This window comes from Sphingomonadaceae bacterium OTU29LAMAA1, from assembly GCA_024072375.1.
In the GTDB taxonomy this organism is placed as follows: Bacteria; Pseudomonadota; Alphaproteobacteria; order Sphingomonadales; family Sphingomonadaceae; genus Sphingomonas.
The window spans coordinates 2,704,469-2,730,000 of sequence record CP099617.1; the positions used below are offsets into that span (position 1 = coordinate 2,704,469).

The following is a 25,532-nucleotide window of genomic DNA, read 5'->3' on the forward strand; positions in this document are numbered from 1 at the left end:
ACTACAGCCGCTTCGCCGTCACGAAATAGTCGAGCTGCGTCGAATCGGACAATGTGAAGCCTGTCGCGGGCGAGAAGCCCAGTCCGCGTACATCCGTCACCGTGAGGCCGGCGCGTTCCAGCAGGCCAGTCAGTTCGTCGGGCGTCAGGAATTTATCCCAGTCGTGAGTGCCGCGCGGGATGCGCCGCGTGCCCTCCGCCAGCGTGATCAGCGCGAGCCGCGACAGTGGCGTGCGGTTGGGGGTGGACATCACCAGCAGGCCGCCGTCCGCCAGCGCCTCCGCCAGCCCGCGCACGAAGCCGGCGGGATCGGTGACATGCTCGATCACCTCCAGGCTGGTGACGAGGTCGAAGCGTTCGCTCATCGCCTCGACGCCGACCGCGCGATAGTCGATCGTGAGGCCGCCCTGCGCTGCATGCGCTTGCGCCACCACGATATTCTCCGCCGCCGCGTCGATGCCGGTTACCGCTGCGCCCAGCCTTGCCAACGGCTCGCACAGCAGACCTGCGCCACAGCCGACGTCGAGCGCGGTCTTGCCCGCCAGCGGCGTGAAGCTGGTATCGTCGCCATCCCAGTGTAGGTCCACCGCGGCACGGATGTAGCCGAGCCGCGCCGGGTTCAGCTTGTGCAGCATCGCCGACGACCCCCTTGGGTCCCACCAGTCCTTCGCCATCGTCCCGAAATGCTCCGCCTCGCGCGGATCGATCGTGCTGCTTGCGCTTCCCATGACCGCTACCTATCAGGACGGCCCCTTTACCCCAAGGAGTTTGGCGACCCAGATGGCGCGGATCGTGATGAAGTTCGGCGGCACGTCGATGGCCGGGATCGAGCGCATCCGGAGCGTCGCCGCGCGTGTCAAACGCGAGGTCGAGGCGGGCAACCAAGTCGCGGTCGTCGTGTCGGCGATGGCGGGCGAGACCGACCGGCTGGTCGGCTTCTGCCGCGAGGCATCCTCGTTGTACGATCCGCGCGAATATGACGTCGTCGTCTCGGCGGGCGAACAGATCACCAGCGGGCTGCTCGCGATCGCGTTGCAGGCGGCGGGGGTGAAGGCGCGGTCGTGGATGGGCTGGCAATTGCCGATCCATACCGACGATGCCTTTGCCAAGGCGCGGATCGGCACGATCGATACGGCGGCGCTCGACGCCAGCCTGTCGGCGGGCGAGGTCGCGGTGATTCCCGGTTTCCAGGGCATCGCCGATGACGGCCGGGTGACCACGCTCGGCCGCGGCGGATCGGACACCTCGGCGGTCGCGGTGGCGGCGGCGATGAAGGCGGACCGCTGCGACATCTACACCGATGTCGACGGCGTCTACACCACCGATCCCCGCATCGTGCCGCGCGCGCGCAAGCTCGCCAAGGTGACGTATGAAGAGATGCTGGAACTCGCCAGCGTCGGCGCGAAGGTGTTGCAGACCCGATCGGTCGGCCTCGCGATGAAGGAACAGGTCCGCGTCCAGGTGCTCTCGTCGTTCACCGGCGAGGATGCACCGATGGCGGACACATTGCCCGGCACGATGATCGTCGGCGAAGAGGAGATAGACGACGTGGAACGCCAGCTGATCACGGGCATCGCGCACGACAAGAACGAGGCGAAGATCACGCTGATCAGCGTGCCGGACAAGCCCGGTGCGGTCGCGGCGATCTTCGAACCGCTCGCGGCGGCGAACATCAACGTCGACATGATCATTCAGAATATCGCGCACAACCACGGTTCGACCGACGTCACCTTCACGGTGCCGGCGGCGGACCTCGCGCGGTCGCTCGAATCGCTCAATCAGGGGCGCGAGGCGATCGGGTTCGCCGAGATGGTCCATGACACGCGGGTCGCCAAGATCTCGGTCGTCGGCGTCGGCATGCGCAGCCATGCGGGCGTCGCCAGCACCATGTTCACCACGCTCGGCGCACGCGGGATCAACATCCAGGCGATCTCGACCAGCGAGATCAAGGTGTCGGTGCTGATCCACGAGGACGAGACCGAACTCGCCGTCCGCGTCCTCCACACCGCCTACGGCCTCGACGCCGTGGACGCCGCGGCGTGACCGTCGGACAGGAGCGACTGACCCGCCGGATGGCGCGGGGTGCGGAATTCCTCGGCAGCGAGGTGGCGATCATGGCAGGCGCGATGTCGTGGGTGTCGGAGCGCAACCTCGTATCGGCGATGTCCAACGCCGGCGGGTTCGGCGTGATCGCGTGCGGGGCGATGACGCCCGAATTGCTCGACACGGAAATCGCCGCGACCCGCGCGATGACCGACAGGCCGTTCGGCGTGAACCTGATCACCATGCACCCGGCGCTATTCGACCTGATCGCGGTCTGCGCGAAGCACGAGGTCGGCCATGTCGTGCTCGCCGGCGGCCTGCCGCCGAAGGGTTCGTTGGAGGCGATCAAGGCATCGGGTGCCAAGGTCATCTGCTTCGCGCCGACGCTGGCGATGGCGAAGAAGCTGATCCGGTCGGGCGTCGATGCGCTGGTGATCGAGGGGATGGAGGCCGGCGGCCACATCGGCCCGGTGTCGACCAGCGTGCTCGCGCAGGAGATGCTGCCCGAGATCGCCGAGCTGGTCCCGGTGTTCGTCGCCGGCGGCATCGGCCGGGGCGAGGCGATCGCCGGCTATCTCGACATGGGTGCGGCGGGCGTCCAGCTCGGCACGCGCTTCGTCTGCGCGACCGAATCGATCGCGCACGCCAATTTCAAGAAGGCGTTCATCCGCGCCTCGGCACGTGACGCGATCGCCAGCGTGCAGATCGATCCGCGGTTGCCGGTGATCCCGGTCCGCGCGCTGAAGAATGCGGCGGGCGAGCTGTTCGGCGCGAAGCAGCGCGAGGTCGCGCTGCTGCTCGACGGCGGCAAGGTCGAGATGCTCGAGGCGCAGTTGCAGATCGAGCATTATTGGGCCGGCGCGCTGCGCCGCGCGGTGATCGACGGCGATATCGAGCATGGCTCGGTCATGGCGGGGCAGTCGGTCGGCATGGTGACGAAGGAAGAGCCGATCGCGGAAATCATCGGCGCGCTGATGAGCGAGGCGGCTTCGGCGCTGGAGAAGCGGGCGGGTTGAGGCGTTTTGACGGGGGGCGTCGCTTACCTCCCCCTCCGTCACCGCTCACGCGGTGCCACCTCCCCCTGGCGGGGGAGGAATTGAGATAGGCCAGTCCTCCCGCGCAAGGGGAAGGTGGCGCCGCGTAGCGGCGACGAACGTCGTTGCGCATTTCGGTCCGAAACACGACGAACCGCGCGCCGTCCTTACTCGCCGTTAACCATTGTCCTGCCATGACATCCGCCTGCCGGGGGGCGGAAGGACGAGTTGGCGATGCGGAATTATGTAGCTCTCACGGCCGTCGGTCTGGCGTTGCTCGCCGGGTGTTCGATCAAGCCGAAGGTCGTGGCGGTCGCGCCACCGCCGCCGCCGCCCGCCGCTCCCGCACCGCTGGCGATGCCGAAGGGTGCCTATGTCGGCATGCAGATTCCGGCCCTGATGAACGACGGGCGCTACATGACGCCGAACCGCAACCTGTCGGGTGACGGCGCGGTGTGGCATCTGCGTGCCGCGCTCAACGTCGCGGCGCTCGCCTGTCGCGGTCCGGACGAGGCGACCATCGTCGCGGGCTACAATGCCTTGCTGGCCCGCCAGAAATCCGTCCTCAACGGCGCGCAGACGCGGCTCACCGCCGAGTACAAGGCCGGCGGCGGCGACTGGCAGGACCGCTACGACGACCAGATGACGCGCCTCTACAACTTCTTCTCGCAGTCGCAGGCCCGCGATGCCTTCTGCAACGCCGCCGTCGCGACGCTTGCCGACAGCGCGGCGGTTGAGTCGGCGGATCTGCCCGCCTTCGCCTCGGGCAGGCTCGCCGTGCTCGAAAAGCCGTTTACCGATTTCTACGCCGCCTATGATGCGTGGCGGTCGGAGCGCGCCGCCGCCAACCGCATGGCGATGGCGAACACCGTTCAACCCGCGCCGCGCACCGTGCAGATGATCCCGGTCGCCACACCTGCACCCCGACCGCGACTGGAGCTGGACCCGGGCATCTTCGCCGAGTCGAGCGCCACCGTCACCCACTGACGGGGTTCCCCCTGCACGCCGGTTCGGTTAACGGGCGGCAGGATGAGGGACGAAGAAAGCGATCAGCCGCAGGCAGGACGCTTCGAGGGGCGGGAGCACCGGTTCGCCGTGCGCGTCTACTTCGAGGACACCGATCTGTCGGGCGTCGTCTATCACGCCAATTATCTCAGATACATGGAACGCGCCCGTTCCGACATGCTGCGCCTCGCCGGCATCGACCAGCGGACCGTGCATGACGCGGGCGAGGGTGCCTATGCGGTCGCCGATCTGGCCATCCGCTATCGCGCGCCGGCGAAGCTGGACGATGCCCTGCTCGTCGTCAGCCGCATCCATGCCGTACGCGCCGCAAGCGTCGTCATTCATCAAACAGTCAGGCGCGGTTCGCTTGTCTTGACGCAGGCCGATGTCACGGCGGCGCTGGTCGCGCCATCGGGACGGCCGAAGCGTCAACCGGCCGCCTGGACCGATATCTACCAACGCCTGATCTGGCAGGGGACCAATTCATGAATCCGGTGTTCAACATGGATGCGGCGACGATGTCGCCCGTCGCGCTCTTCATTCAGGCGGATTGGGTGGTGAAGTTCGTGATGGGCGGGCTGCTGCTCGCCAGCGTCTGGACCTGGGCGCTGATCATCGCCTTCTGGCGGCGGCTGGGCCGTATCCGCAAGGGCATGACCGGTTTCGAACGCGATTTCTGGAAGGCGGAGGACATCGACGCCTTCTACAAGGCGGAGGCGGACAAGGACCTGCCATCGGCGCGCGTGTTCGCGGCGGGCGTCAAGGAATGGCGCCGGTCCACCGCCGGCGGATCGATCGACAAGGGCGGCACGCGCGAACGGCTGGCCACCGCGATGGGTGCGGCGGCGGCGCTGGAGATCGACCGGATCAGCGACCGGCTCAACATCCTCGCTACGATCGGATCGGTCGCGCCGTTCGTCGGGCTGTTCGGCACGGTGTGGGGCATCATGCGGAGTTTCACGGGCATCGCCCAGGCGCAGAATTCGTCCCTCGCGGTGGTCGCGCCGGGTATCGCCGAGGCGCTGTTCGCGACCGCGATCGGCCTGTTCGCGGCGATTCCCGCAGTGATCGCCTACAACCGCTTCAGCCATGGCGTGAACCGGATCGAGGCGGCGCTGAACCGCTTCGCGGATGGTTTTCATACGACGCTGTCGCGGCAGCTGGATGGCGGTCGCTAGACGATGGCGATGAACCTTCCCTCCAACCGCGGCCGAGGGCGGCGTGCGCCGGTGGCGGACATCAACGTCACGCCCTTGGTCGACGTGATGCTGGTGCTGCTGATCATCTTCATGGTCACCGCGCCGCTGTTGACCGCCGGCGTGCCAGTAAACCTGCCGGACAGCCGGGCCAAGGCGCTCGATCAGGACCAGAAGCCGGTGCAGCTGTCGCTCGATGCCGCGGGCAAGCTGTTCATCGACGATGAGGAGATCGCCGAGACGGCGCTGCCGCAGCGGCTGGAACAGATCGCTGCGGTGCAGGCCGGTGGCGAACCGCCGCAGGTGTTCCTGCGGGCGGACCGCGCGCTCGACTACGGCCGGGTGATGCGCGTGATGGGTGAACTGAACCGCGCCGGCCTCAACCGCGTATCGCTTCTCACCGTAGAGGGCGGATCGGCAGCACGGTGATGGATCGGGCGGAAAAGGTCGGGCTGGGGATAGCGGTCGCCGGGCACCTCGTGCTGTTCGGCCTGCTGTCGGTCGGCTTCCTGTCGACGCCCAATCCGGAGAAGCTCCAGCAGACGCCGATGGAGGTCAGCCTGGTCAAGGACGTCGGGCTGGAAGCCGCCGCGCCGCAGGCGGTGACGCCGCCTGCGCAGTCGATCGCGCCCGAGCAGGGCGAGCCCGAAGATGCCGCTCCCCCGGCAGAGACCGTCGTCGAACCGGAGCCGGAGCCCGAACCCGCGCCACCCCAGCCGCAGCCGAAACCGGCTCCGCCGAGGCCTGCGCCACCAAAGCCGCAACCCGCGCCGGCGCCAAAGCCGAAGCCCGCGCCGGTGAAGCCGCAGCCGCAGCCGAAGCCGCGACCGGCCGAGGCGCCGGCGAAACCCGCCGCCAAGCCTGCCCCGGCGAAACCGACGGCAAAGCCTGCGCCGGCCGCGCCTGCCAAAACTGCGTCGAAGGCATCGTCGGCGCCGTCGAAGCCGGCAGCCGCGAAGGGGACGGGCAGCAAGCCCGATTCCACCGCGGCGAAACCGCGTGGCTCGCGACTGGGCAGCAACTTCCTCGACGGGCTGACCAGCGAACCGTCGGCCAGCAAGTCGACCGCGCCGCGCGCCGCCAAGGTCGATGCGCGCGCGATGGCGGGCATCGTTCAGGCGATCGCGCGCCAAATTCAGCCGTGCGCGGATCGGCAGGTCAATCCCGGGCCGGGCGCAAACGAAATCGTGACGACGCTCAACCTGCGCCTCAACGAGGACGGTACGCTTGCCGCGACGCCGCGCATGGTGCGTCAATCGGGTGTGACCGACGAGAACGACCGGTATCGCCAGCGCGTCGTCGATCTGGGTGTCGCGGCGTTCAAGGGCTGTTCGCCCCTGAAGCTGCCCGCCGAGTATTATTCGACGCCATCGGGCGGGTGGAACAACATCAACTTCCAGTGGAAGTTGCAGTGATGCGGGTGCCGATACTCCTCGTCACCGCGGAACACGTCCGGGGTGACCGAGACTTTGTGGTAAGCGGCGTCAATCTCGGGTGCGAAAAGGGTTCAAAAGGATGCGTATGATCCGCTCGTTGCTAGTCGCGCTCAGCGTCACCGTGGCCCTTCCGGCAATGACGGTGACCGCCATGGCGCAAAATGCTCCCGGGACAGCGCCGCAGGATCAGGCCGCGCCCGCCGGACAGGAAGCCGCGCCGCTGGAGGTGTCGGTCACCGGCGGCGTATCCGCGCCGATGCCGATCGCGATCCCCGCGATGCCGACCGCGCAGGTGGTGTCGACCCCCGCCGGATCGACCGATGTGCTCGGGCGGCAGATGGCGGACATCATCGCCAACGACCTGCGTAATTCCGGCCTGTTCACGCCGCTCGGCGGCAACCAGCTGCGGCCGGTCGGCTTTCAGGAGGTCAACGCGCCGGCCTTCGATTACTGGGGCGGCACCGGGGCGCAGGCGCTGGTGCAGGGTTTCGTTCGGGCGAACGGCGACGGCAACCTGACGATCGGCTGCTATCTGTACGACGTGTTTTCGAAGGTCGAGCTGACCCGGTCGGGTTTCGTCGTGTCGCCGGGCGACTGGCGGCGTGCGGGGCACAAATGCGCCGACATGGTCTACGCGCGGCTGACCGGCGAAGGGCCGTATTTCGACAGCCGCGTCGTCTACGTCTCGGAGACGGGGCCGAAGGGCAAGCGGATCAAGCGGCTCGCGATCATGGATCAGGACGGCGCCAACCACCGCTTCCTGACCAACGGCCAGTCGATCGTGCTGACGCCGCGCTTCGCGCCGAACCAGCAGTCGATCGTCTATATGAGCTACGAGAACGACCGGCCTTCGATCTACGTCTACGATCTGGGATCGGGGCGGCCGCGGCGGGTGGTGCAGAACGTCAGCCTGACCTTCGCGCCGCGCTTCTCGCCCGATGGCCGCTACATCCTGTTCTCGATGGCGCAGGGTGGCAACACCGACATCTATCGCGTGTCGTCGCAGGGCGGCACGCCGCAACGTCTGACGACCTCGCCGGGGATCGACACCGGCGGCAGCTATTCGCCCGACGGATCGCGCATTGCGTTCGAAAGCGACCGGTCCGGTGGCCAGCAGATCTACGTGATGAACGCCGACGGATCGAACCAGCAGCGGATCAGCTTCGGCGGCGGGCGCTACGCCACGCCGGTATGGAGCCCGCGCGGCGACCTGATCGCGTTCACCAAGCTGGGTGGAGCTTTCCGCATCGGCACGATGTCGCCATCGGGCGGGGCTGAGAAGATCCTGACCAGCGGGCAGGACGAGGGGCCGAGCTGGTCGCCCAACGGCCGCGTCATCACCTTCTATCGTGCCGGCCAGGGTAGCGGCGGCAAGGCCGACCTGCGCATGGTCGACCTGACCGGTCAGGTCGAACGCGCGATCCCGACCCCGCTCGACGGTTCCGACCCCGCATGGGGACCCTTGCGGCCGTAACGCGTTATAATGGGGTGGATTTCGGGGGCGAAACGATCACCACGGGAGATATGATCATGGCAAAGCTCACCAACACGCTGCTCACCGCTGCTGCGCTCGCCTCGCTCGGCGCGTGCGCGAGCAAGCCCAAGCAATTGCCGCCCCCTCCGGTGGACAACACGGCCGGGATGAACACGCCGCCACCGGTGACGGGGAACGTGGACGGCGCGGTGTTGCCTGGATCGGACGCCGATTTCCGCCGCTCGGTGACGTCGAACACGATCCTGTTCGGCCTCGACCAGACCGACATCGATCCCGAGGCGCGTGCGATCCTCGACAGCCAGGCATCGTGGTTGCAGCGCTTTCCGCAGGTGCGTGCGACGATCGAGGGGCATGCCGACGAACGCGGTACGCGCGAGTACAATCTGGCGCTGGGCGATCGCCGCGCCAATGCGGCGAAGAACTATCTGGTCGCGCGCGGCATTGACCCGTCGCGGTTGACCACGATCAGCTACGGCAAGGAGCGCCCGGTCGCTCTGGGTTCGGACGAATCGAGCTGGGCGCAGAACCGTCGCGCGGTGACGGTGGTGCTGAACTAACGACGCATTCCTGCCTCGGCTTCTTCCGTCATTCCCGCGCAGGCGGGAATCCATACCGTCTGACGTCACGCTTCCATCGTAGACGCTCGTGACTATGGATCCCCGCCGGCGCGGGGATGACGGACGAGCGGAATCCTCTTGCGCCATACGAAATTCGATATAAATGTGATATCACATTAATCGGAGGAGGGCATGGTGGAACAGGGGAGTCTTACACGGTCGCAGGAACGGCGCGCCGGCACGACGAGCGGCTATCCGATGCTTGGGCTCGCGGCGGTGCTGGTCGCGGTCGGCATCGTCACGATCATCCGGTTGGCGAACGACCTCGCCCCGCCCATCATGGCGATCCTACCCCTCGTCTGCGCGCTCGGCACCGCGTTCATCACCGGCGGTTTCTACATGCTGCAACCCAATCAGGCGGCGGCGATCACGCTGTTCGGCAGCTATGCCGGGACGGACCGCAACAGCGGCCTGCGCTGGGTGCTGCCATGGCTGATGCGGCGCAAGATCTCCGTCCGATCCAACAACGTCATCTCGGACCGGATCAAGGTCAACGATCTGCGCGGCAACCCGATCGAGATGGCGGCGCAGGTCGTCTGGCGCGTCACCGACACCGCGCAGGCTTTGTTCGACGTCGATGATTACAAGGCGTTCGTGATGGTGCAGGTCGAGGCAGGGGTGCGGACGATCGGATCGCGCTATCCCTATGACGATCACGCGCATCAGGAGGTGACGCTGCGCGGCAATCACGATCAGGTCGGGGCGGAATTGCGCACCGAACTGATCGCCCGACTGCTGGTCGCCGGCATAACCGTCGATGAATGCGGCTTTACGCACCTCGCCTATGCGCAGGAGATCGCGGGAGCGATGCTGCGGCGGCAACAGGCGCAGGCGGTGGTGGCGGCGCGCACCACATTGGTCGAGGGTGCGGTCGGCATGGTCGAACTGGCCCTCGCCCAACTGTCGGCGAAGAACGTGGTCGAGCTGGACGACGAACGTCGCGCGGCGATGGTGTCGAACCTGATGGTGGTGCTGTGCGGCGAGCGTGACACGCAGCCGGTGGTCAACGCCGGGTCGCTCTACCAGTAAGCGACGGTATGGCGACGCCCCCCAAGAAGGCTTTTCCGTTGCGCCTCGATCCTGCGCTGTACGCAGCGATCGAGCGCGCGGCGGCGGGCGACCTCCGCAGCGTCAATGCGGAGGTCGAATGCCTGTTGCGCGAGGCGCTGTCGAAGCGGGGCGTGAAGCTGGATGCCCCGGTCGCGGCCAGGCGGGGGCGGCCGAAGAAGGACGATACCGATTAGCCCAACGCGGCATCCAGCAGCTTCGCCAGCCGCAGCCCGCCGCGTTTCACCTCCAGCCTTGCGACGGGGACGATGCGCTCGATCGTCGCTTCGTCCAGCGTCACTTTGGCGGGCGAGGGGGCACACGGATCACCCTTCAGCGCGCTCGTGTAGACGACATCGTGCGCCACCTGCCACGATTCGCGGCTCCAGTCCGTGACGGTGCCGGCGGCGATCCGGCGGCGTTGCGCGGCGGGATAACGACGCACCAGCGACGGCCCACTGGTGATCGCCCGTTCGGCGAGCGTGCCGTCCCAGACCGAATGCAGGTTGAACCTCCGCGGGCTGTAGGTGCCATAGGCGGCGGCGACATCGTTACCGCCCTTGTCGTGCTTCTCGCCGGCATGCAGCGGCTGGTGCAGGTCGCCGACGAAGTGGATCAGGAACACCAATGCCTGGGCGCGATCCTTCGCGGAACTGCGCTTGTCCTTCAGGATCGCGACATCGCGGGTGATCTGGGCGGAGACGCAATTGCCGTCCTTGCAGGCGTCGGCCAGCGTGAAAGGTGCGCACACGTCGACGTCCTGGAAGTGCCAGGTATAGGCATAGCCGAAGCGGGATTTGCCGTCCGGCCCCTTCAGCGGCTTGACGCAATCGGCCCAGACGCTCGCGCCTTCGATCGTCGTCGCGGGGCAGGTCGGGGTCTCGAGCATGGGCGTCTGCGCGAGCAGGCGGTCGATCGCGACGCGGGTTCGCGGCGTGACATTGGCATATGCGATGCGCGCGACGGTCTCGTGCCCGAATTCCCAATAGGCCGCAGCGGGCGAGGCGATCAGCAACGCCGGCAAGGCGGCAGCGACAAAGCGTAGCAGTTTCATGAGCATGGCCTTTACGCGTTCGCCCGGTTCACTCCAATCAAAAGCCTGTCACTCGTCGCCGTAGACGGCGACCTCATGAACCCCCGCCGCGGTGGCGCGTGCGCGATACATGCCGGGCGTGGTGAAGCTCCATATCGCCTGGCCATGAGGTCCGGTGACGATAACGCCGCCGGTGCCACCCAGCGCACGCACTTCCGCCATCACCGCGTCAGCGGCGATCTGTGGACCTTCGCCAAGCATGCGGATGCGCGCGGCGATCTCATGCCCGACGCCGATACGGATGAAGAACTCGCCCGATCCGGTACAGGATACCGCGCTGGAGCGGTCGTCGGCATGCGTGCCGGCGCCGATCAACGGTGAATCGCCGATACGGCCCCAGCGTTTGCCGGTCACGCCACCGGTCGAGGTCGCGGCCGCCAGATGGCCGGCGCAGTCGCGCGCAACCGCGCCGACGGTGCCGTATTTCATATCGACATCGAAGGCGTCGACGTTGCGCGCGAGCATCTCGTCGAGTTGCCGCCGCCGTTCCGTAGTCTCGAACCAGCCGGGTTCCGCGATGGCGAGACCCTGTTCGCGGGCGAAGCGTTCCGCACCATCGCCGCTCAGCAGGACGTGCGGGCTCGCTTCCATCACTCGCCGCGCGAGGCCGACCGGCGACCGCGTCGCGGTGATTCCGGCCACCGAACCGGCGGCGCGGGTGCGGCCGTCCATGATCGCCGCGTCCAGTTCGATACTGCCGTCGCTTGAGAAGGCCGCGCCGCGCCCGGCGTTGAAGTGCGTGTCTTCCTCCAGCACGCGCACCGCCGCTTCGACCGCATCCAACGCATCGCCGCCGTCGCGCAGAATCGCGCTGCCGACACCGAGCGCGAGCGTGAGGCCGGCGCGCGCGCCGCTGTCCTGTTCCTCGGTCAGGCGATGGCGCTCGATCGATCCGGCGCCGCCATGGATCACCAGCGACCAGTCGGACATAGCGTTCATGATGCAGCCTTGCGAGCGGGATGGGGCAGGGGACGCAGGCCGATCAGCGGCCGCAGCAGGTCGATCCGACGGCCGATCAGATAGAAGGACCAACAACCTGCGACGGTCGCGACGACCAGAATGGCGAACTCCGCGCCGCCGGGCAGACCGGCGGGCATCAGCCAATATGCGACAACGACGATAATCGTCTGATGGATGAGGTAGAAGGGGAACACGGCCTCCGTCAGCATCTGGCGGACCGGCGCATCGCGGTTCCAATGGCGCTCGGCGAATCCGATCAGCGCGACGATCGTTCCCCATTGCTGCACCGCATGCGCCGCGCCGTAGAGCGGATAGATCCAGCGCGGCGTGCCGCCATTGATCCCGAGCTCCACCGTCAGGATGAAACCATAGCCGATCAGGGCCATCGCTGCGCCGGCCCAGCGCCAGCGGACGCAGCTCGCCAGCACGGTGGTCGATCCGGCGAGCGCGAAGCCGAACAGGAACGCGGGCAGATAGCTGAGGTGGGCCATAGTATCGTGGGTGGGATCGTGCGTTTCATAGCCCATCGGAAACCACCAGCCATGGATGCACACCAGCCATGCGGCGGGCAGGATCAGCAGCGCCGGCCCGGCGAACACGCGATCGAATGCCGCTTGCATCCTCGTCCAGCGAATGCCCAGCACCAGCACGGCGAGCACCAGCGTGTAGAGCCACAGGTAGAGCACGAACCACAGATGGTTGAGCGCCGGCAAGACGATCCCGGCAACGGCGCCGAAACGGAAATAATCACGCGCCCAGAAGGTCGTGAAGCCGCCGGCATAGCCATGCTGCGTCACCAGCTCGACCCAGCTCTGCGGCGGCACGACGATCGCGACGCCGAACGCCAGCGGCACCAGCAGCCGCAGCGTCCGCTGCCGCACGAAGCCGCCGATGCCGGGCGCGCGGGTCAGCAATGCGCGGCTCGCATAGCCCGATACGACGAACAACAGGCTGAGGCGCCAGGCGTTGACCGCCAGCATCGGCAGCACCGCCCATTGCGCGCCATGCGGGCTCTTGGCGTGGAAGCCCCAGGGTACGAACACCATGCCGACATGATAGACGATCAGGATCGCGAAGGCGGCGACGCGCAGCCAGTCGAGGCCGTAATGGCGGGGGATCGGGACGCGCGACATCGGAACGCCTTACGCCCTACACCGATGCCTTTGAACCGCAACCCGGCTGCTGTATATGGCACCCATGTCCTTACGTCCGTGGCGCGATATCGTCCGCCGTCCGAGCCGCCAGATCATGGTCGGCAACGTTCCCGTGGGTGGCGACGCCCCGGTCACCGTGCAGACGATGACCAACACGCCGACGCCCGATATCCGCGCGACGCTCGACCAGATCCGACGCTGCGAAGAGGCGGGCGTCGACATCATCCGCGTCAGTTGCCCCGACACCGAATCGACCGTGGCGCTCAAGCAGATCGTCCGCGGCAGCCGGGTACCGATCGTTGCCGACATCCATTTCCACTACAAGCGCGCGCTGGAGGCGGCGGATGCCGGCGCGGCGTGCCTGCGGATCAACCCCGGCAACATCGGCTCGAGCGCGCGCGTTGCCGAAGTGGTTCGCGCCGCCAAGGCCAACGGCTGTTCGATCCGCATCGGCGTCAACGGCGGCAGCCTGGAAAAGGACCTGCTCGAAAAATACGGTGAGCCCTGCCCGGACGCGCTGGTCGAATCGGCGCTGGATCACATCAAGCTGCTTCAGGACCACGACTTCCACGAATATAAAGTCGCGGTGAAGGCGTCGGACCTGTTCCTCGCCGTCGCCGCCTACCAGCAGCTCGCCGAAGCGGTGGATTGCCCGCTCCACCTGGGCATCACCGAAGCGGGCGGCTTCGTCGGCGGCACGGTGAAGTCGGCGATCGGCATCGGCAGCCTGCTCTGGTACGGCATCGGCGACACCATCCGCGTCTCGCTGTCCGCGGAGCCGGAGGACGAGGTGCGCGTCGGGTTCGAGATCCTGAAGGCGCTCGGCATCCGCAACCGCGGCGTACGCGTGGTGAGCTGCCCGAGCTGCTCGCGCCAGGGCTTCGACGTGATCCGCACCGTGCAGGCGCTGGAGGAACGGCTCCAGCACATCCGCACGCCGATGTCGCTGTCCGTGCTCGGCTGCGTCGTCAACGGTCCCGGCGAAGCGCGCGAGACCGACATCGGGATCACCGGCGGCGGCAACGGCAAGCACATGGTCTATCTGTCGGGCGTCACCGACCATCATGTGCAGGACGCCGACATGGTCGACCACATCGTCCGCCTGGTCGAAGCCAAGGCGGCCGAGATCGAGGCGGCGGACGCGGCGGCGGAGCATGCGGTGGCGGCGGAATAGGTCCTGTGCTACGCGTCAGGTCTTGGAGGAGCTGACATGACCTACCATGCCAAGGTGATCGCGGGCGGCAAGGTCGTGATCCCTGCCGAAATCCGCCGTGAACTCGGCATCAAGGACGGCGACACGCTGGTCGTCGACCGCAGCGAATCGGGCGGCGTCCGCTTCATGACTTTCGAGCAGGCGGTGCAGGCGTCCCAGGCGAAAGCGCGGGCGATCTTCGGCGCCGACTATACCGTCGATACCTTCCTGCAGGAGCGGCGCGCCGATTGGGGCGAGGAATGACGGTTGTCGTCGATGCATCGGCCGTCATGGCACTGATGCTGGGCGAAACGGGCGCCGACGTGGTGATGCAGGCCATTCGCGGCAGCCGTATGTCTGCCGTCAACGTATCCGAATGCTGTTCGAGGGGTGTCGAACGCGGTGCCTCTCCCGACGCTGTCCTCGCCATTCTGAAGACCTATGAAATCGTCATCGTCCCCTTTGACCTGACCTTTGCGCTCGAAGCCGCACGGTTACGCGAGCCGACGCGTTCGCAGGGCGCATCGCTGGGCGATCGGGCATGCCTGTCGTTGGCGCAGAGCCTCAGGCTGCCGCTCTATACGAGTGACCGGCGACTCGCTGACGTCGATCCGGGACTTGGCATCGATATTCGCCTGATCCGATGACCGGCAACGTCTCCGCCATGCGTGCCTTCGCCATCGCGGCGGTTGGCATCGCCGTCTATTCGGCGATGGATGTGCTGATGCGCATCCTGTCGGACCAGAGCGGCGCCTATCCGGCGGTGTTGTGGCGATCGATCGCCGGGGTAGCCCTGCTGGCGCCGCTGTTCGTCGCCCGGCGCAAACCATGGCCCGCGCCGGCCACGTTGAAGCTGCATATCGCGCGCGGCAGCATCGCGGGTGCGTCGGTGTTGTTGTTCTTCTGGGGACTCGTCCGTGTCCCCATGGCGCAGGGGATCGCGCTGACGTTCCTCGCACCGCTGATCGCGCTGTTCCTCGCCTCGGTGATGCTGGGCGAGCGTGTCGGCCACAAGGCGATCGTCGGGTCGCTGGTCGCCAGCTTGGGCGTGCTGGCGATCGCGCTGGGGCAGGTACAGGAGCGGGCGTCGGAGGCGGTCGTGCTCGGCAGCCTCGCGATCATCGCCGCGTCGGTCCTGTATGCGGGCAGCCTGATCCTGTTGCGGCGACAGGCGCAGGCGGCCGACCCGCTGGAGGTCGCGCTGTTCACCAGTATCGTCCTCAGCCTCCTGCTGCTGCCGGGTGCGCCGTGGCTCGCCGGGCTGCCGACGGTGGAGCAACTGCCCTCGATCGTCGTGGCGGCGCTGCTCGGATCGATCTCCGCGGTCGCGCTGGCCTGGGCGTATCGCCATGCCGAGGCGCAGGTGCTGGCGCCGGTCGAATATACCGCCTTCGCCTGGTCGGCGCTGTTCGGCTGGCTGGTCTTCGCCGAACCGGTCTCGCTCTACACGGTCGCCGGTGCCGTGCTCATCATCGCCGGGTGTCTGGTCGCCGTCCGCGGCCCGCCGCCCGGCCCGCAAACGGAAGCCGCCGCATGATTCGTTCCGCCACCCCCGCCGATGTCGGCACCATCCTGCGCTTCGTCCGCGATCTTGCCGCGTTCGAACGCGAACCTGATGCGGTCGAGGCGACCGAGGAGACACTCACCGAAGCGCTGTTCGGCCCACGGCCTGCCGCCGAGGCGGTGATCGCCGAGGACGCGACCGGCCCGCTCGGCTTCGCCTTGTTCTTCCACAATTTCTCGACATGGACCGGCCGCCGCGGCCTGTATCTCGAAGACCTGTACGTGACACCCGATGCGCGCGGCCAAGGCGTCGGCACCGCGCTGCTCCGCCACCTCGCGGCGGTGGCGCTGGAGCGCGGCTGCGGCCGATTCGAATGGTCGGTGCTCGACTGGAACGCCGACGCGATCGCCTTCTACCGCCGGGTGGGCGCGGTCGGGCAGGAAGAATGGACGGTGCAGCGGGTCAGCGGCCATGCGCTGAGCCGTCTGGCAGGTGCCGGATCGTCGGAATAACCATAAGGCGGAACGCAGAGTCACCTGCGCCCCGCCTTATGCGGATCAGCCTTCGCGACCGGGAACGTCGTGGTCGTGCGGCTCTTCGCCCTTGGCCTTCGCCTCGTCGTAACGCTGCACCGCTTCCAGCGTGATGCGGCGCGCTTCGTCGCGATCACCCCAGACGCCGACGCGGACCCACTTCTTCTTTTCCAGGTCCTTATAGTGCGTGAAGAAGTGCTCGATCTGTTCGAATACGATCTCCGGCACGTCGGCGCGGCCGTCGACGTTGGAATAATACGGGAAGACTTCGTCGACCGGCACGCAGACGAGCTTCTCGTCGCCGCCGGCTTCGTCTTCCAGATTCAGCACCGCGATCGGACGCGCGCGCACGACGCAGCCGGGGATGAACGGCGAGCGCGCGATCACCAGCGCGTCGAGCGGATCGCCATCGGGGGACAGCGTGTGCGGCACGAAACCGTAGTTCGCCGGATAGCGCATCGGCGTGTGCAGGATACGGTCGACGAACAGCGCGCCCGACGCCTTGTCGAATTCGTACTTCACCGGCTCGCCACCGGTCGGCACTTCGATGATGACGTTGAGGTCGTCGGGCGGGCTCTTGCCGACCGGAATCAAATCGATACGCATGACAGTCCCTTGTTATCCTTTACCCGCTGCCCCTCAGCGCGGCGTGAGAAGCTTGTCGAGGCCGGTTTCGCCGGTGCCAACCTTCTGCAGGCGCGGATAGCGGGGGCCGCCGTGATAGTCGATGGCCACCTCGCGATACCGCGTGCCGTTCTTGACCAACAGTCGGATCGGTTCTTTCGAACTCTGGGCGGTGACGATCGCGGTCTTGATCGCGTCCCCGCTATAGGCGACGCCATTGACCGCCTGCACCATCGTGCCGACGTCCAGCCCGGCCTTGAAGGCGGGACTGTCCCAGATCACCGCGGAGATTTCGCCGTCCTTGGCGATCGACAGGCCGATCGAATAGGTCGCGTTGATCGTGCCGGTCTTTTCCGCGTTGGTGAAATATTTGGTGGGCTCGGCGGTGTAGACCAGCTTGTAGCCGTTCATCGCGAAGCCGTTGACGGGCGCTGGCTGGCCCGTCTCCGTGATCCGTTTGCGTAGGAAGCCGGCCCAGTCGTAGGGCTGGATCGTGTTGAGCGTCGCCGCGACGTCGTCGAACGTATAGGTCAACTCGCCCCAGTCGCCATCGCGCACGCCGAAGAACGCCTTGGCGAAATCGTCGATCGATTTCGATCCGCCGGACTGCTGGCGGAGCATCGCGTCGACCTCCATCCAGACCATCAGGCCTTCGTTGTAATAATCCTCGCTACGTTGCCAGCTGACCCAGCCCTTGGGCCGGCGCGACGAAATGATCGGGTCGTTCGTGGTGTCGACCAGGCTGCGCCACTGGCGTGCGGGGGCGAGATCGTAGCTGCCGGCGATCCCCGCATACGCATCCAGCGTGTCCTGTTTGCTGACGATGCCGGACCGTGCCTGAAGCACATAGCCCCAGAATTGGGTCTGCCCTTCGTACACCCACAGCAGCGAATCGCGCATCGGCGTGCGGAAATCGGGCGTCCACAGGTCGGCACCGCGGCGGAACTTGCCGTCCCAGCTATGCGTGAATTCGTGCGGCAGCAGGTTGCGGCTGCCGGGGCCGGCGTCCCATTCGGTGAAATAGCCGGGGCGGACGCCATTTTCGGAACTGCGGTGATGCTCCAGCCCTATGCCGCCCAGCTGATCGGAGATCGAGAGCAGGAATTCATAGCGATCGTAATGCTGTGCGCCGAACGTCTTCACGGCCTGTTCGACCAGCCGCTTGTGGGCGTCGATCTGTTCGGGCTTGGCGGCGAGTTGTTCGGGGGAATCGGCAAAGACGTTGAGGTCCACGCGCGGCGACAGCGGCCACACCTTGCCGTAGCGGCCGGCGAGCACCGGCGAATCGACGAGGATCTCATAGTTGGTCGTGTCGTAGGTATAGGTCGATCCTGTCGCTTTCGCCGGGATCGCACCCGCCGCGGTCCAGCCGGTCGGGAATTTCGCCGTCATCTGGATCGGGATCTGGCGCGTGTAATAGCCGGCCGGATACAGGCTCATCGAATTGGGCTGGAGGCTGATCATGTTGGGCGTCATCACGATACGGCCCTGTTCGGTCTTCGTGGCGGAAAGGAACTGGAACTCGGCCTCCAATGTCTTCACGCCGGCGGGCACGTCGATGTGGAAGGCGTAGACGTCCACCGTGTCGCGCGTCCACGGCAGGATACGGCCGTTACCGCGGATGACGAGGCCGGCGAATTTCTCGATCTCGCCCCGGGGAGTATGCGCGCCGGGCAACCATTTGGGAAACAGCAGCGCCATCGGGCCGGACTTCGCAACCGGGATCGCCTCGCGGACGCGGAAGATGCCGCGTTCGGTGTCGGTGGCGTCGATATCGAGCTTCAGCGTGCCGGGGTAGGGGATGTCCTGCGCCGCAGGGATCGTCTCGACGAACGGCACCGGCTGCGGCGCGCTGTTACCGGCGGGCACCTGCGCCAGCGCGGGGGTGGCAACGGACAGGAGAAGGGAAGCGACAGCAGCGGTGCGGATCATGGGGAGCCTTCGGCAAGGAAATGTTGCTGCAGGGTGTAAGCGGCTGAAAGGTCAGCCGTCCAGCCCCTTAGCCGCCACCCAGCACGTTGATCGTGAACGCCAGCACGCCGAGGTTGAAGACGAACGCGGCGAGGCTCTGTCCCAGCACCACGCGGCGCATGCGGCGCGCGGTGACGGACACGTCCGACGTCTGGAACGTCATCCCCAGCGTCGCGCTGAAATACAGGAAGTCCCAGTAATCCGGCTGGTCGCAGTTCGGGAAATCCAGTCCGCCGGCATCGCTGCCACCGCCGTCGGGCAGGTAGAACAGATGCGCGTAGTGCAATGCATAGACCATGTTGGAAAACAGCCACGCCAGCACCAGCGTCGCGATCACCAGTGCGACCGCAAAGGCATCGCTGCGTCCCTTCACCTCTCCCGCCACCGCGACCAGGATCACGACCATCGTCGCCGCGGTGATCGCCAGCAACGCCGCGCGGTTGGCATCGTTGTCGCGCGCGGTGCGCCGCATCCGCTCCGCATTGCCGTGACGGAACAGGCTGGCGAGCGACAGCAGGAAGATCGCGGCGGCGACATCGAACGCCGCCATGATCCCGCGTCCCGCGCCGAGCGCCGGAACGAACCCCGCCAACCCGGCGGCGAACAACAAGGCGAACATCGCGAACCGCGGCGGCGCGACCCGGCTGCCGATCCCCCAGAAGCGTTGCGGTGTGCTCATCGCGAGGTGCTAGCGCTTGGCGCGGGTCTCGCCTAGATACCGCGCCCATATGGCCCGTATCGAAACGCCGCGCCGGGTGCGCGGAACCCAGGACATCTTCGGCGAGGAACAGCGTCGCTTCGCGCATGTGCTCGACACGTTCGAACGCGTGCGCCGGCTCTATTGCTTCCAACGCGTCGACCTGCCGGTGTTCGAGGCGACCGAAGTCTTCGCCCGCTCGATCGGCGAGACGACCGACGTCGTGTCGAAGGAGATGTATACCTTTCCCGACCGCGGCGGCGATTCGCTCACCCTGCGTCCGGAGTTTACCGCCGGCATCGCCCGCGCCTTCCTGACCGAGGGCTGGCAGCAATATACGCCGCTCAAGCTCTCCACCAGCGGCGCGGTGTTCCGCTACGAACGCCCGCAAAAGGGCCGATACCGCCAGTTCCACCAGATCGACGCGGAGATCCTCGGCGCGCCCGAGCCGGCGGCGGACGTCGAGCTATTGGTGATGGCCGACCAGGTCCTCCGCGAACTGGGTATCGCGGATGGCGTGACCTTGCAGCTCAACACCCTTGGCGACGCAGAGACGCGCGAAGCGTGGCGAGCAGGCCTCGTCGCGCATTTCGAGGCGCACCGCGGCGAACTGTCCGAAGACAGCCTGACCCGCCTTGACAAGAACCCGATGCGCATCCTCGACAGCAAGGACCCGCGCGATCGCCCCATCGCCGACGCCGCGCCCGACATCGACGCCTATCTGACCGACGAGGCCCGCGCGTTCTTCGACGCGGTCACCGCAGGGCTGGATGCGGCGGGCGTAGCGTGGACCCGCAACGCCCGGCTGGTCCGCGGCCTCGATTACTACCGCCACACCGCATTCGAGTTCGTCACCGACCGTCTCGGCGCACAGGGCACCGTGCTCGCCGGCGGCCGTTACGACGGCCTGGTGGAGTCGCTCGGCGGCGCGCCGACGGCTGGTGTGGGCTGGGCTGCGGGTGTCGAGCGGCTGGCGATGTTGCTCGACGAACCGGCAGCGGCGGTAACGGCGGTCACCGTCATCCCGGTCAGCGCGCAGGCAGAACCTGCCGCCCTGTCGCTGTTAAGTGATTTGCGTCGCGCGCATGCGACCGCTGACATGGCGTTCCGGGGCAACATGAAAAAGCGTATGGCGAGGGCCAATGCGCAAGGGTCGTCACTGGCGGCGTTGGTCACGTGTAGCGATGACGGTGCGTCCTCGATCGCGGTGAAGGTTCTGGGAACCGGTCAGCAATACGACCTGTCGGACACGGACGTGGATGCCTTCATCCACGCGGCGACGCTCTATACGCAAGGCGTAACGGATGACGACGTCGACTCGGACACCGTACTCGAAGAGATGATCGCCGAGTGGAGGGATGGCGTCTGGACGTCGCAGGACGTCACCGAATGACCACCATCTCCCCCGAACGGATCGCGCAGATCGAGGCGCGGCGGGACGAGTTGCAGGCGCTCATGTCCACCGGCGACCTGCCCAGCGATCGCTTCGTCGCGGTGTCGAAGGAATATGCCGAACTCGAACCCGTCGCGCAGGCGGCGGGCGAGGTACGGCGGCTGCGGCAGGAGGCGGACAGCCTCGCCTATATAGCCGAGGACACCGGCGACGAGGAACTGCGCCAGATGGCGGCGGAGGAACTGCGCGACAATCGCGCCGCGCTCGACGCCGCCGACCGCCGCCTCGCGCTCGCGCTGCTGCCGCGCGACGCCGCCGACGAACGCGCCGCGATGCTCGAAATCCGCGCCGGCACCGGCGGCGACGAGGCGGCGCTGTTCGCCGGCGACCTGTTCCGCATGTACCAGCGCTATGCCGAGGGGCAGGGCTGGCGCGTCGAGCTCATCAGCGGCTCGTCCTCCGACGCCGGCGGCTTCAAGGAAGTCGTCGCCAGCGTCACCGGCACCGGCGTGTTCGCCAAGCTCAAATTCGAAGCCGGCGTCCACCGCGTCCAGCGCGTTCCCGCCACCGAAGCCGGCGGCCGCATCCACACCTCCGCCGCCACCGTCGCAGTGCTGCCCGAGGCGGAGGAGGTCGACGTCCGCATCGACGAGGCGAAAGACCTGCGCATCGACGTCTACCGCTCGTCCGGCCCCGGCGGCCAGTCGGTCAACACCACCGACAGCGCGGTCCGCATCACCCACCTGCCCACCGGCCTCGTCGTGATCCAGCAGGACGAAAAATCGCAGCACAAGAACAAGGCCAAGGCTTTGAAAGTCCTGCGCACCCGCCTGTACGAGGCGGAGCGCGAACGGCTGGCCAGCGAACGCTCCGGCACGCGCAAGGCGATGGTCGGCTCCGGCGACCGCTCGGAACGCATCCGCACCTACAATTTCCCGCAAGGCCGCGTCACCGACCACCGCATCAACCTGACCCTCCACCGCCTGCCGGAGATCATGCAGGGCGAGATGGACGAACTGATCGGCGCCCTCATCGCCCAGGACGAAGCGGAGCGCCTGGCCTCCTTGGATGGCTGACGACCGCCGTCACCCGGACTCGTTCCGGGGTCCACTGCGCCGCTGGGGGAAGTTACCTGCGATGGCGCGGTCGGTATGAAAGAGGTTGGTCCACGCGAAGCCGCGAAGCCGCGAAGACAGAAGCTGGTTCACGCGGAGGCGCGGAGACGCGGAGCTACAGTCCTCCGCGCCAGCGGCCGTCACACCTGCACCGCCGACCCAAGCTGCACACTGGGTTGGAAGACAGAGGCTTCGCCCGGTCCCACTCTCCGCGTCTCCGCGTCTCCGCGTGAATCTCTTCTGCTTCGCGTCATCGCGTCGTCGCGTGGACACATTTTTCGGCGCAGCGGAACGGCAGCATGACCCTCCGCACCGCCCTGACCGATGCTGCCAGACGCTTCGCCTTCTCCCCCACCGCGCGCCTCGATGCCGAGCTGCTGTTGGCCCACGCGCTCGGGATCGACCGCAACGCGCTGCTGCTCGATATGGACCGCCCGGTCCCCGCCACCTTCGCCGCATTCGTCGATCGCCGCGCGAACCACGAACCTGTCGCCTATATCACCGGCACCCGCGGCTTCTGGACGATCGATCTCGCCGTCGGCCCCGGCGCGCTGGTCCCGCGCCCCGATAGCGAGACGCTGCTCATCGCCGCGCAAGCCCATTTCGGCACCCGCCACCCCGCCACGATCCTCGACCTCGGCACCGGCCCCGGCACGTTGCTGCTCGCCGCGCTCGACGAATGGTCCGCCCACGGCCTCGGCATCGACCGGTCCGCGCAGGCGCTCGGCTACGCCACCGCCAACGCCGCCACGCTCGGCATGACGGATCGCGCCCGCTTCGCACTCGGCCACTGGGCCGACGCCATCGACGCGCGCTTCGACCTGATCCTAGCCAACCCGCCCTATATCGGCACCGGCGAGGACCTGCCCGACGAGGTGTGCGCCCACGAACCCGCGGCTGCCCTGTTCGCCGGCGCGGACGGCCTCGACGACTATCGTATCCTCGCCCACCAACTCCCCCGCCTGATCGCGCCCCACGGCTGCGCGGCGGTAGAAATAGGCCACACGCAAGCCGCACAAGTCGCCGCACTGTTCGCCGCGCAGGGCCTCGCCAGCGCCGTCCATCGCGACCTCGGCGACCGCGACCGCTGCCTGCTCGTCACCCCCGGGGGCGGGGCTTGAAAGAACCGGTCGCGAACATCACATTTCACTTGTAGGATCGGTCTCTTGCCAGCTATTGGTCAGGCCGGGGCACGCACTATCAACAGAATTCGCGTTGATCGTTGGGTGATGGCCCGCATCCTTCGTCATGCAGCCACTGGTGTCCGGTGGTGATGACAGGCTCGCGCGTCGCTTACGGCCCGCAGCGACCCGGAGGGTTGCACCGTTGAACGGGAGCAAGGCCGTAGTGGCCGAATTGGTTTTGAGGACCAGATATACTCTGATCGTGGGACAGTAGCTTGATCAACAATCGGCAGCAGAACGGCCGTCGTCGCGGTCGTGGCGGCAACAATAACGGTGGCGGCGGCAACGGTCCGCGGCAGGGTGGCCAGGGTCGGCCGGACAACGGCAACCGCATCGACAGCCGTGCGCGCGGCAACGCGAACCAGTTGTTCGAGAAGTACAAGAACCTCGCCGGTGAAGCGCAGCGCCAAGGCGACCGCGTCAACACCGAATATTATCTGCAATTCGCGGACCATTACTTCCGCGTCCTCGCCGACCAGCGCGGCCGCTTCGAAGACAATACCCAGCCCAAGCGCCAGGCGCCGTTCGACCTTAACGACGACGACGATTACGGCGACGAGGGCGAACCGATCCGTGCCGGCGAGCAGGACGGCGATGTCCGCGACCAGCAGCAGCGAGACGGGCAGCAGCGTGATGGCGGCCAGCGCGATCAGGGTCAGCAGCGCGACTATCAACAGCGCGACGATCGTCCGCAGCGCCGCGATCGTCAGGATGGCGACCAGCGTCAGGCCCGCAATTGGGAAGATCGCGGCAATGGCAATCGCGACGGCAATCGTGACGACCGGCCGCAGCAGCGCGAGGATCGCCCCCAGCGTGACGACCGCCCCCAGCGCGAAGAACGTATGGCGCGCGACGATCGCCCGCAGCGAGAGGATCGCGTTCGCCGTCCCCGTTTCGAGGCGGCCGAGCAGCCGGTCGAGGTCGCTGGCCAACGTCGTGCCGATCCGGTGACCGCCGGGGAATCGCTCCGCGATCGTGCCGAATCGGTGCTTGAGGCGGATGCGCCGGTGCTCGCACCCAAGCGCCGTGGCCGTCCCCGCCGCGACGCACAGATCGATGCTGCGCCTCTCGCGATGGAGAACGCTGCAACGGACATCAGCGCTGCCGAAAGCAACGGCGTCGATGCCGATCGTCTGCCACCGTCACTGAATATCGCCGCTGCCAACGACGGCGGAGACGAGGCGCCCAAGCCTCGCCGCCGCCGCACCGTTCGCACTCCCGTCGAGGAAGCGCCCGCCGAATAAGCGACGGCGTTCGCTGGCAGAGCGAAAGGCCGGCTCCCTGCGGGAGCCGGCCTTTCGTGCGTCCGGCTTCGTCCGCGACTTGCCCGGTATCACCCGTCGAAGCGCTCGACGTCCTCGTCATGCCCGGTGCCCGAACTCAGGAACACCAGACCCATCAGCGCGCCGGCCATTACGATCGACCCGCCCACGCCGCCGATCACCGCCGCCATCGTCACCAGTCGCAGCGGCCCGTGCACCCACGCCAACCCGACGATCGCGCCCGCGCTGCACACCGCCGCGACCAGGATCATCCATGCCATGATCGCGCGAAAGCGGCGCCATGCGTGGGCAGCCTGTGCCGGGTCGTCCAATCCTGTCGGGGCTTCACGCATGTTTTTGCCAATGCCCCGCAAACGTGGTCTGCTCAATCCCGCACCGACGCCGCATCGCACGGAGTCGGGCGGATGAGGAGACGATGGCATGACGATCGCGGCAATCCTGAAGGACAAGGGCGACGACGTCGTGTCGCTGCCCCGTACGGCGACGGTGGGGCAGGCGCTGGCGTTGCTGGCCGACAAGCGGATCGGTGCGGTGCCGGTCGTCGATGGCGCGGCGGTGGTCGGCATCTTCTCCGAACGCGATGTCGTTTATGGACTGGCTGCCTATGGCCCGGCGGCGCTCGACCGGATCCTTGCCGACGTGATGACCCAACCGGTGCAGAGCGTCACCCCAAAAGAGCCCGTCATCGGGGCATTGTCGCTGATGACCCGGCGTCGCATCCGTCACCTGCCGGTGGTTGAGGGAGAGCGGATGGTCGGCTTCGTCTCGATCGGCGATCTCGTCAAATATCGCATCGACCGGATCGAGGCTGACGCCGCGGCGATGCGCGACTATATCCAGACCGCCTAGGCGGCGGCCGCAACCGGCCGCTTCCGCACCACTGCGATCAGCTCTCGCACCGTTCCACGCGCGAACAGCGCCAGCCACGCGCCATAGGTCGCGACGCCGACGCCGACG

Annotated in this window: 30 protein-coding genes (1 of these 30 cut by a window edge); 21 read left to right on the forward strand and 9 right to left on the reverse strand. The window is 67.1% G+C overall.

The genetic code is table 11. The annotated features are described in order from the left end of the window. Window position 1: 1 nt before the first annotated feature. The gene (ubiG, locus tag NF699_13140; protein USU04003.1) at window positions 2–727 is read right to left on the reverse strand and encodes a bifunctional 2-polyprenyl-6-hydroxyphenol methylase/3-demethylubiquinol 3-O-methyltransferase UbiG; all 726 of its coding nucleotides are present in this window, start codon (window positions 725–727) and stop codon (window positions 2–4) included. Between the two features lie 52 nt (window positions 728–779). Between ubiG and NF699_13145 the strand changes: the two genes are divergently transcribed. From NF699_13145 to NF699_13195, 11 genes are all read left to right on the forward strand, one after another. After that, the gene (locus NF699_13145) at window positions 780–2,042 is read left to right on the forward strand and encodes an aspartate kinase (protein ID USU07089.1); all 1,263 of its coding nucleotides are present in this window, start codon (window positions 780–782) and stop codon (window positions 2,040–2,042) included. A 29-nt stretch (window positions 2,043–2,071) separates the two neighbouring features. Further along, complete coding sequence (locus NF699_13150) at window positions 2,072–3,058, forward strand: nitronate monooxygenase (GenBank protein USU07090.1); 987 nt, start codon at window positions 2,072–2,074, stop codon at window positions 3,056–3,058. 252 nt (window positions 3,059–3,310) lie between these two features. Next, window positions 3,311–4,063, forward strand: a complete 753-nt coding sequence (locus NF699_13155) for a hypothetical protein (protein USU04004.1) — start codon at window positions 3,311–3,313, stop codon at window positions 4,061–4,063. A 42-nt stretch (window positions 4,064–4,105) separates the two neighbouring features. After that, window positions 4,106–4,570 carry a YbgC/FadM family acyl-CoA thioesterase gene (locus NF699_13160; GenBank protein USU04005.1) on the forward strand — a complete coding sequence of 155 codons (465 nt, stop codon included), beginning with the start codon at window positions 4,106–4,108 and terminating at the stop codon, window positions 4,568–4,570. Further along, window positions 4,567–5,259: a protein TolQ gene (tolQ, locus tag NF699_13165; GenBank protein ID USU04006.1), complete on the forward strand. Its 693-nt coding sequence runs from the start codon at window positions 4,567–4,569 to the stop codon at window positions 5,257–5,259. Before NF699_13160 ends, tolQ begins: the two co-directional genes overlap by 4 nt. Window positions 5,260–5,262: 3 nt before the next feature. Beyond that, window positions 5,263–5,706, forward strand: coding sequence for a protein TolR (gene tolR, locus NF699_13170; protein ID USU04007.1), 444 nt, complete (start codon window positions 5,263–5,265; stop codon window positions 5,704–5,706). Beyond that, complete coding sequence (locus NF699_13175) at window positions 5,706–6,692, forward strand: cell envelope biogenesis protein TolA (protein USU04008.1); 987 nt, start codon at window positions 5,706–5,708, stop codon at window positions 6,690–6,692. The genes tolR and NF699_13175 overlap by 1 nt, the downstream gene beginning before the upstream one ends. Window positions 6,693–6,792: 100 nt before the next feature. Beyond that, on the forward strand, window positions 6,793–8,187 hold the full coding sequence (gene tolB / locus NF699_13180; GenBank protein ID USU04009.1) for a Tol-Pal system beta propeller repeat protein TolB: 1,395 nt from the start codon (window positions 6,793–6,795) through the stop codon (window positions 8,185–8,187). A gap of 56 nt (window positions 8,188–8,243) precedes the next feature. Continuing rightward, on the forward strand, window positions 8,244–8,765 hold the full coding sequence (pal, locus tag NF699_13185) for a peptidoglycan-associated lipoprotein Pal (protein USU04010.1): 522 nt from the start codon (window positions 8,244–8,246) through the stop codon (window positions 8,763–8,765). Window positions 8,766–8,957: 192 nt separating this feature from the next. Then, window positions 8,958–9,854, forward strand: a complete 897-nt coding sequence (locus NF699_13190) for an SPFH domain-containing protein (protein USU04011.1) — start codon at window positions 8,958–8,960, stop codon at window positions 9,852–9,854. Window positions 9,855–9,862: 8 nt separating this feature from the next. Continuing rightward, window positions 9,863–10,069: a toxin-antitoxin system HicB family antitoxin gene (locus NF699_13195; protein USU04012.1), complete on the forward strand. Its 207-nt coding sequence runs from the start codon at window positions 9,863–9,865 to the stop codon at window positions 10,067–10,069. Here the strand turns inward: NF699_13195 and NF699_13200 are convergent. Genes NF699_13200 through NF699_13210 form a run of 3 tightly spaced genes read right to left on the reverse strand, consistent with a single transcriptional unit; the run spans window position 10,066 to window position 13,058 of the window. After that, the gene (locus NF699_13200) at window positions 10,066–10,926 is read right to left on the reverse strand and encodes a S1/P1 nuclease (GenBank protein USU04013.1); all 861 of its coding nucleotides are present in this window, start codon (window positions 10,924–10,926) and stop codon (window positions 10,066–10,068) included. The genes NF699_13195 and NF699_13200 overlap by 4 nt on opposite strands. A gap of 48 nt (window positions 10,927–10,974) precedes the next feature. Continuing rightward, window positions 10,975–11,904 carry an isoaspartyl peptidase/L-asparaginase gene (locus tag NF699_13205; protein ID USU04014.1) on the reverse strand — a complete coding sequence of 310 codons (930 nt, stop codon included), beginning with the start codon at window positions 11,902–11,904 and terminating at the stop codon, window positions 10,975–10,977. Further along, complete coding sequence (locus NF699_13210; protein USU04015.1) at window positions 11,901–13,058, reverse strand: acyltransferase family protein; 1,158 nt, start codon at window positions 13,056–13,058, stop codon at window positions 11,901–11,903. Before NF699_13210 ends, NF699_13205 begins: the two co-directional genes overlap by 4 nt. 64 nt (window positions 13,059–13,122) lie before the next feature. On the opposite strand from NF699_13210, the gene ispG reads away from it, so the two are divergent. Genes ispG through NF699_13235 form a run of 5 tightly spaced genes read left to right on the forward strand, consistent with a single transcriptional unit; the run spans window position 13,123 to window position 16,287 of the window. After that, complete coding sequence (gene ispG, locus NF699_13215; protein ID USU04016.1) at window positions 13,123–14,253, forward strand: flavodoxin-dependent (E)-4-hydroxy-3-methylbut-2-enyl-diphosphate synthase; 1,131 nt, start codon at window positions 13,123–13,125, stop codon at window positions 14,251–14,253. Between the two features lie 36 nt (window positions 14,254–14,289). After that, window positions 14,290–14,535 carry an AbrB/MazE/SpoVT family DNA-binding domain-containing protein gene (locus tag NF699_13220; protein USU04017.1) on the forward strand — a complete coding sequence of 82 codons (246 nt, stop codon included), beginning with the start codon at window positions 14,290–14,292 and terminating at the stop codon, window positions 14,533–14,535. 26 nt (window positions 14,536–14,561) lie between these two features. Then, window positions 14,562–14,918, forward strand: coding sequence for a type II toxin-antitoxin system VapC family toxin (locus NF699_13225; GenBank protein ID USU04018.1), 357 nt, complete (start codon window positions 14,562–14,564; stop codon window positions 14,916–14,918). Continuing rightward, window positions 14,915–15,808 carry a DMT family transporter gene (locus NF699_13230; protein ID USU04019.1) on the forward strand — a complete coding sequence of 298 codons (894 nt, stop codon included), beginning with the start codon at window positions 14,915–14,917 and terminating at the stop codon, window positions 15,806–15,808. The genes NF699_13225 and NF699_13230 overlap by 4 nt, the downstream gene beginning before the upstream one ends. Further along, the gene (locus NF699_13235; GenBank protein USU04020.1) at window positions 15,805–16,287 is read left to right on the forward strand and encodes a GNAT family N-acetyltransferase; all 483 of its coding nucleotides are present in this window, start codon (window positions 15,805–15,807) and stop codon (window positions 16,285–16,287) included. Before NF699_13230 ends, NF699_13235 begins: the two co-directional genes overlap by 4 nt. Window positions 16,288–16,332: 45 nt before the next feature. On the opposite strand, the gene ppa is transcribed toward NF699_13235, so the two are convergent. The 3 genes from ppa to NF699_13250 all read right to left on the reverse strand — a co-directional run bounded on the left by ppa (window position 16,333) and on the right by NF699_13250 (window position 19,582). After that, window positions 16,333–16,914, reverse strand: a complete 582-nt coding sequence (ppa, locus tag NF699_13240; protein USU04021.1) for an inorganic diphosphatase — start codon at window positions 16,912–16,914, stop codon at window positions 16,333–16,335. A gap of 33 nt (window positions 16,915–16,947) precedes the next feature. Next, entirely contained in the window at window positions 16,948–18,864 is a 1,917-nt protein-coding gene (locus NF699_13245) for a peptidase M61 (GenBank protein USU04022.1), read from the reverse strand. A gap of 67 nt (window positions 18,865–18,931) precedes the next feature. Continuing rightward, window positions 18,932–19,582, reverse strand: coding sequence for a DUF1345 domain-containing protein (locus NF699_13250; protein ID USU04023.1), 651 nt, complete (start codon window positions 19,580–19,582; stop codon window positions 18,932–18,934). A gap of 49 nt (window positions 19,583–19,631) precedes the next feature. On the opposite strand from NF699_13250, the gene hisS reads away from it, so the two are divergent. The 4 genes from hisS to NF699_13270 all read left to right on the forward strand — a co-directional run bounded on the left by hisS (window position 19,632) and on the right by NF699_13270 (window position 24,536). Beyond that, window positions 19,632–20,993, forward strand: a complete 1,362-nt coding sequence (gene hisS, locus NF699_13255; GenBank protein USU04024.1) for a histidine--tRNA ligase — start codon at window positions 19,632–19,634, stop codon at window positions 20,991–20,993. Continuing rightward, window positions 20,990–22,069, forward strand: coding sequence for a peptide chain release factor 1 (gene prfA / locus NF699_13260; protein ID USU04025.1), 1,080 nt, complete (start codon window positions 20,990–20,992; stop codon window positions 22,067–22,069). Before hisS ends, prfA begins: the two co-directional genes overlap by 4 nt. Before the next feature lie 338 nt (window positions 22,070–22,407). Next, window positions 22,408–23,229, forward strand: coding sequence for a peptide chain release factor N(5)-glutamine methyltransferase (gene prmC, locus NF699_13265; GenBank protein ID USU04026.1), 822 nt, complete (start codon window positions 22,408–22,410; stop codon window positions 23,227–23,229). Between the two features lie 278 nt (window positions 23,230–23,507). Beyond that, entirely contained in the window at window positions 23,508–24,536 is a 1,029-nt protein-coding gene (locus NF699_13270) for a DUF4167 domain-containing protein (protein USU04027.1), read from the forward strand. 89 nt (window positions 24,537–24,625) lie between these two features. Here the strand turns inward: NF699_13270 and NF699_13275 are convergent, their stop codons facing one another. Then, window positions 24,626–24,907, reverse strand: coding sequence for a hypothetical protein (locus tag NF699_13275; GenBank protein USU04028.1), 282 nt, complete (start codon window positions 24,905–24,907; stop codon window positions 24,626–24,628). A gap of 88 nt (window positions 24,908–24,995) precedes the next feature. Here NF699_13275 and NF699_13280 point away from each other — a divergent pair, with 88 nt between their 5' ends. Next, entirely contained in the window at window positions 24,996–25,424 is a 429-nt protein-coding gene (locus tag NF699_13280; protein ID USU04029.1) for a CBS domain-containing protein, read from the forward strand. On the opposite strand, the gene NF699_13285 is transcribed toward NF699_13280, so the two are convergent. After that, window positions 25,421–25,532 carry the end of a lipopolysaccharide biosynthesis protein gene (locus NF699_13285; protein USU04030.1) on the reverse strand. Its footprint extends 1,376 nt past the window's final position, so the window shows 112 of its 1,488 coding nt (coding positions 1,377–1,488); the start codon falls outside the window, past its right edge; it ends in the stop codon at window positions 25,421–25,423. The genes NF699_13280 and NF699_13285 overlap by 4 nt on opposite strands.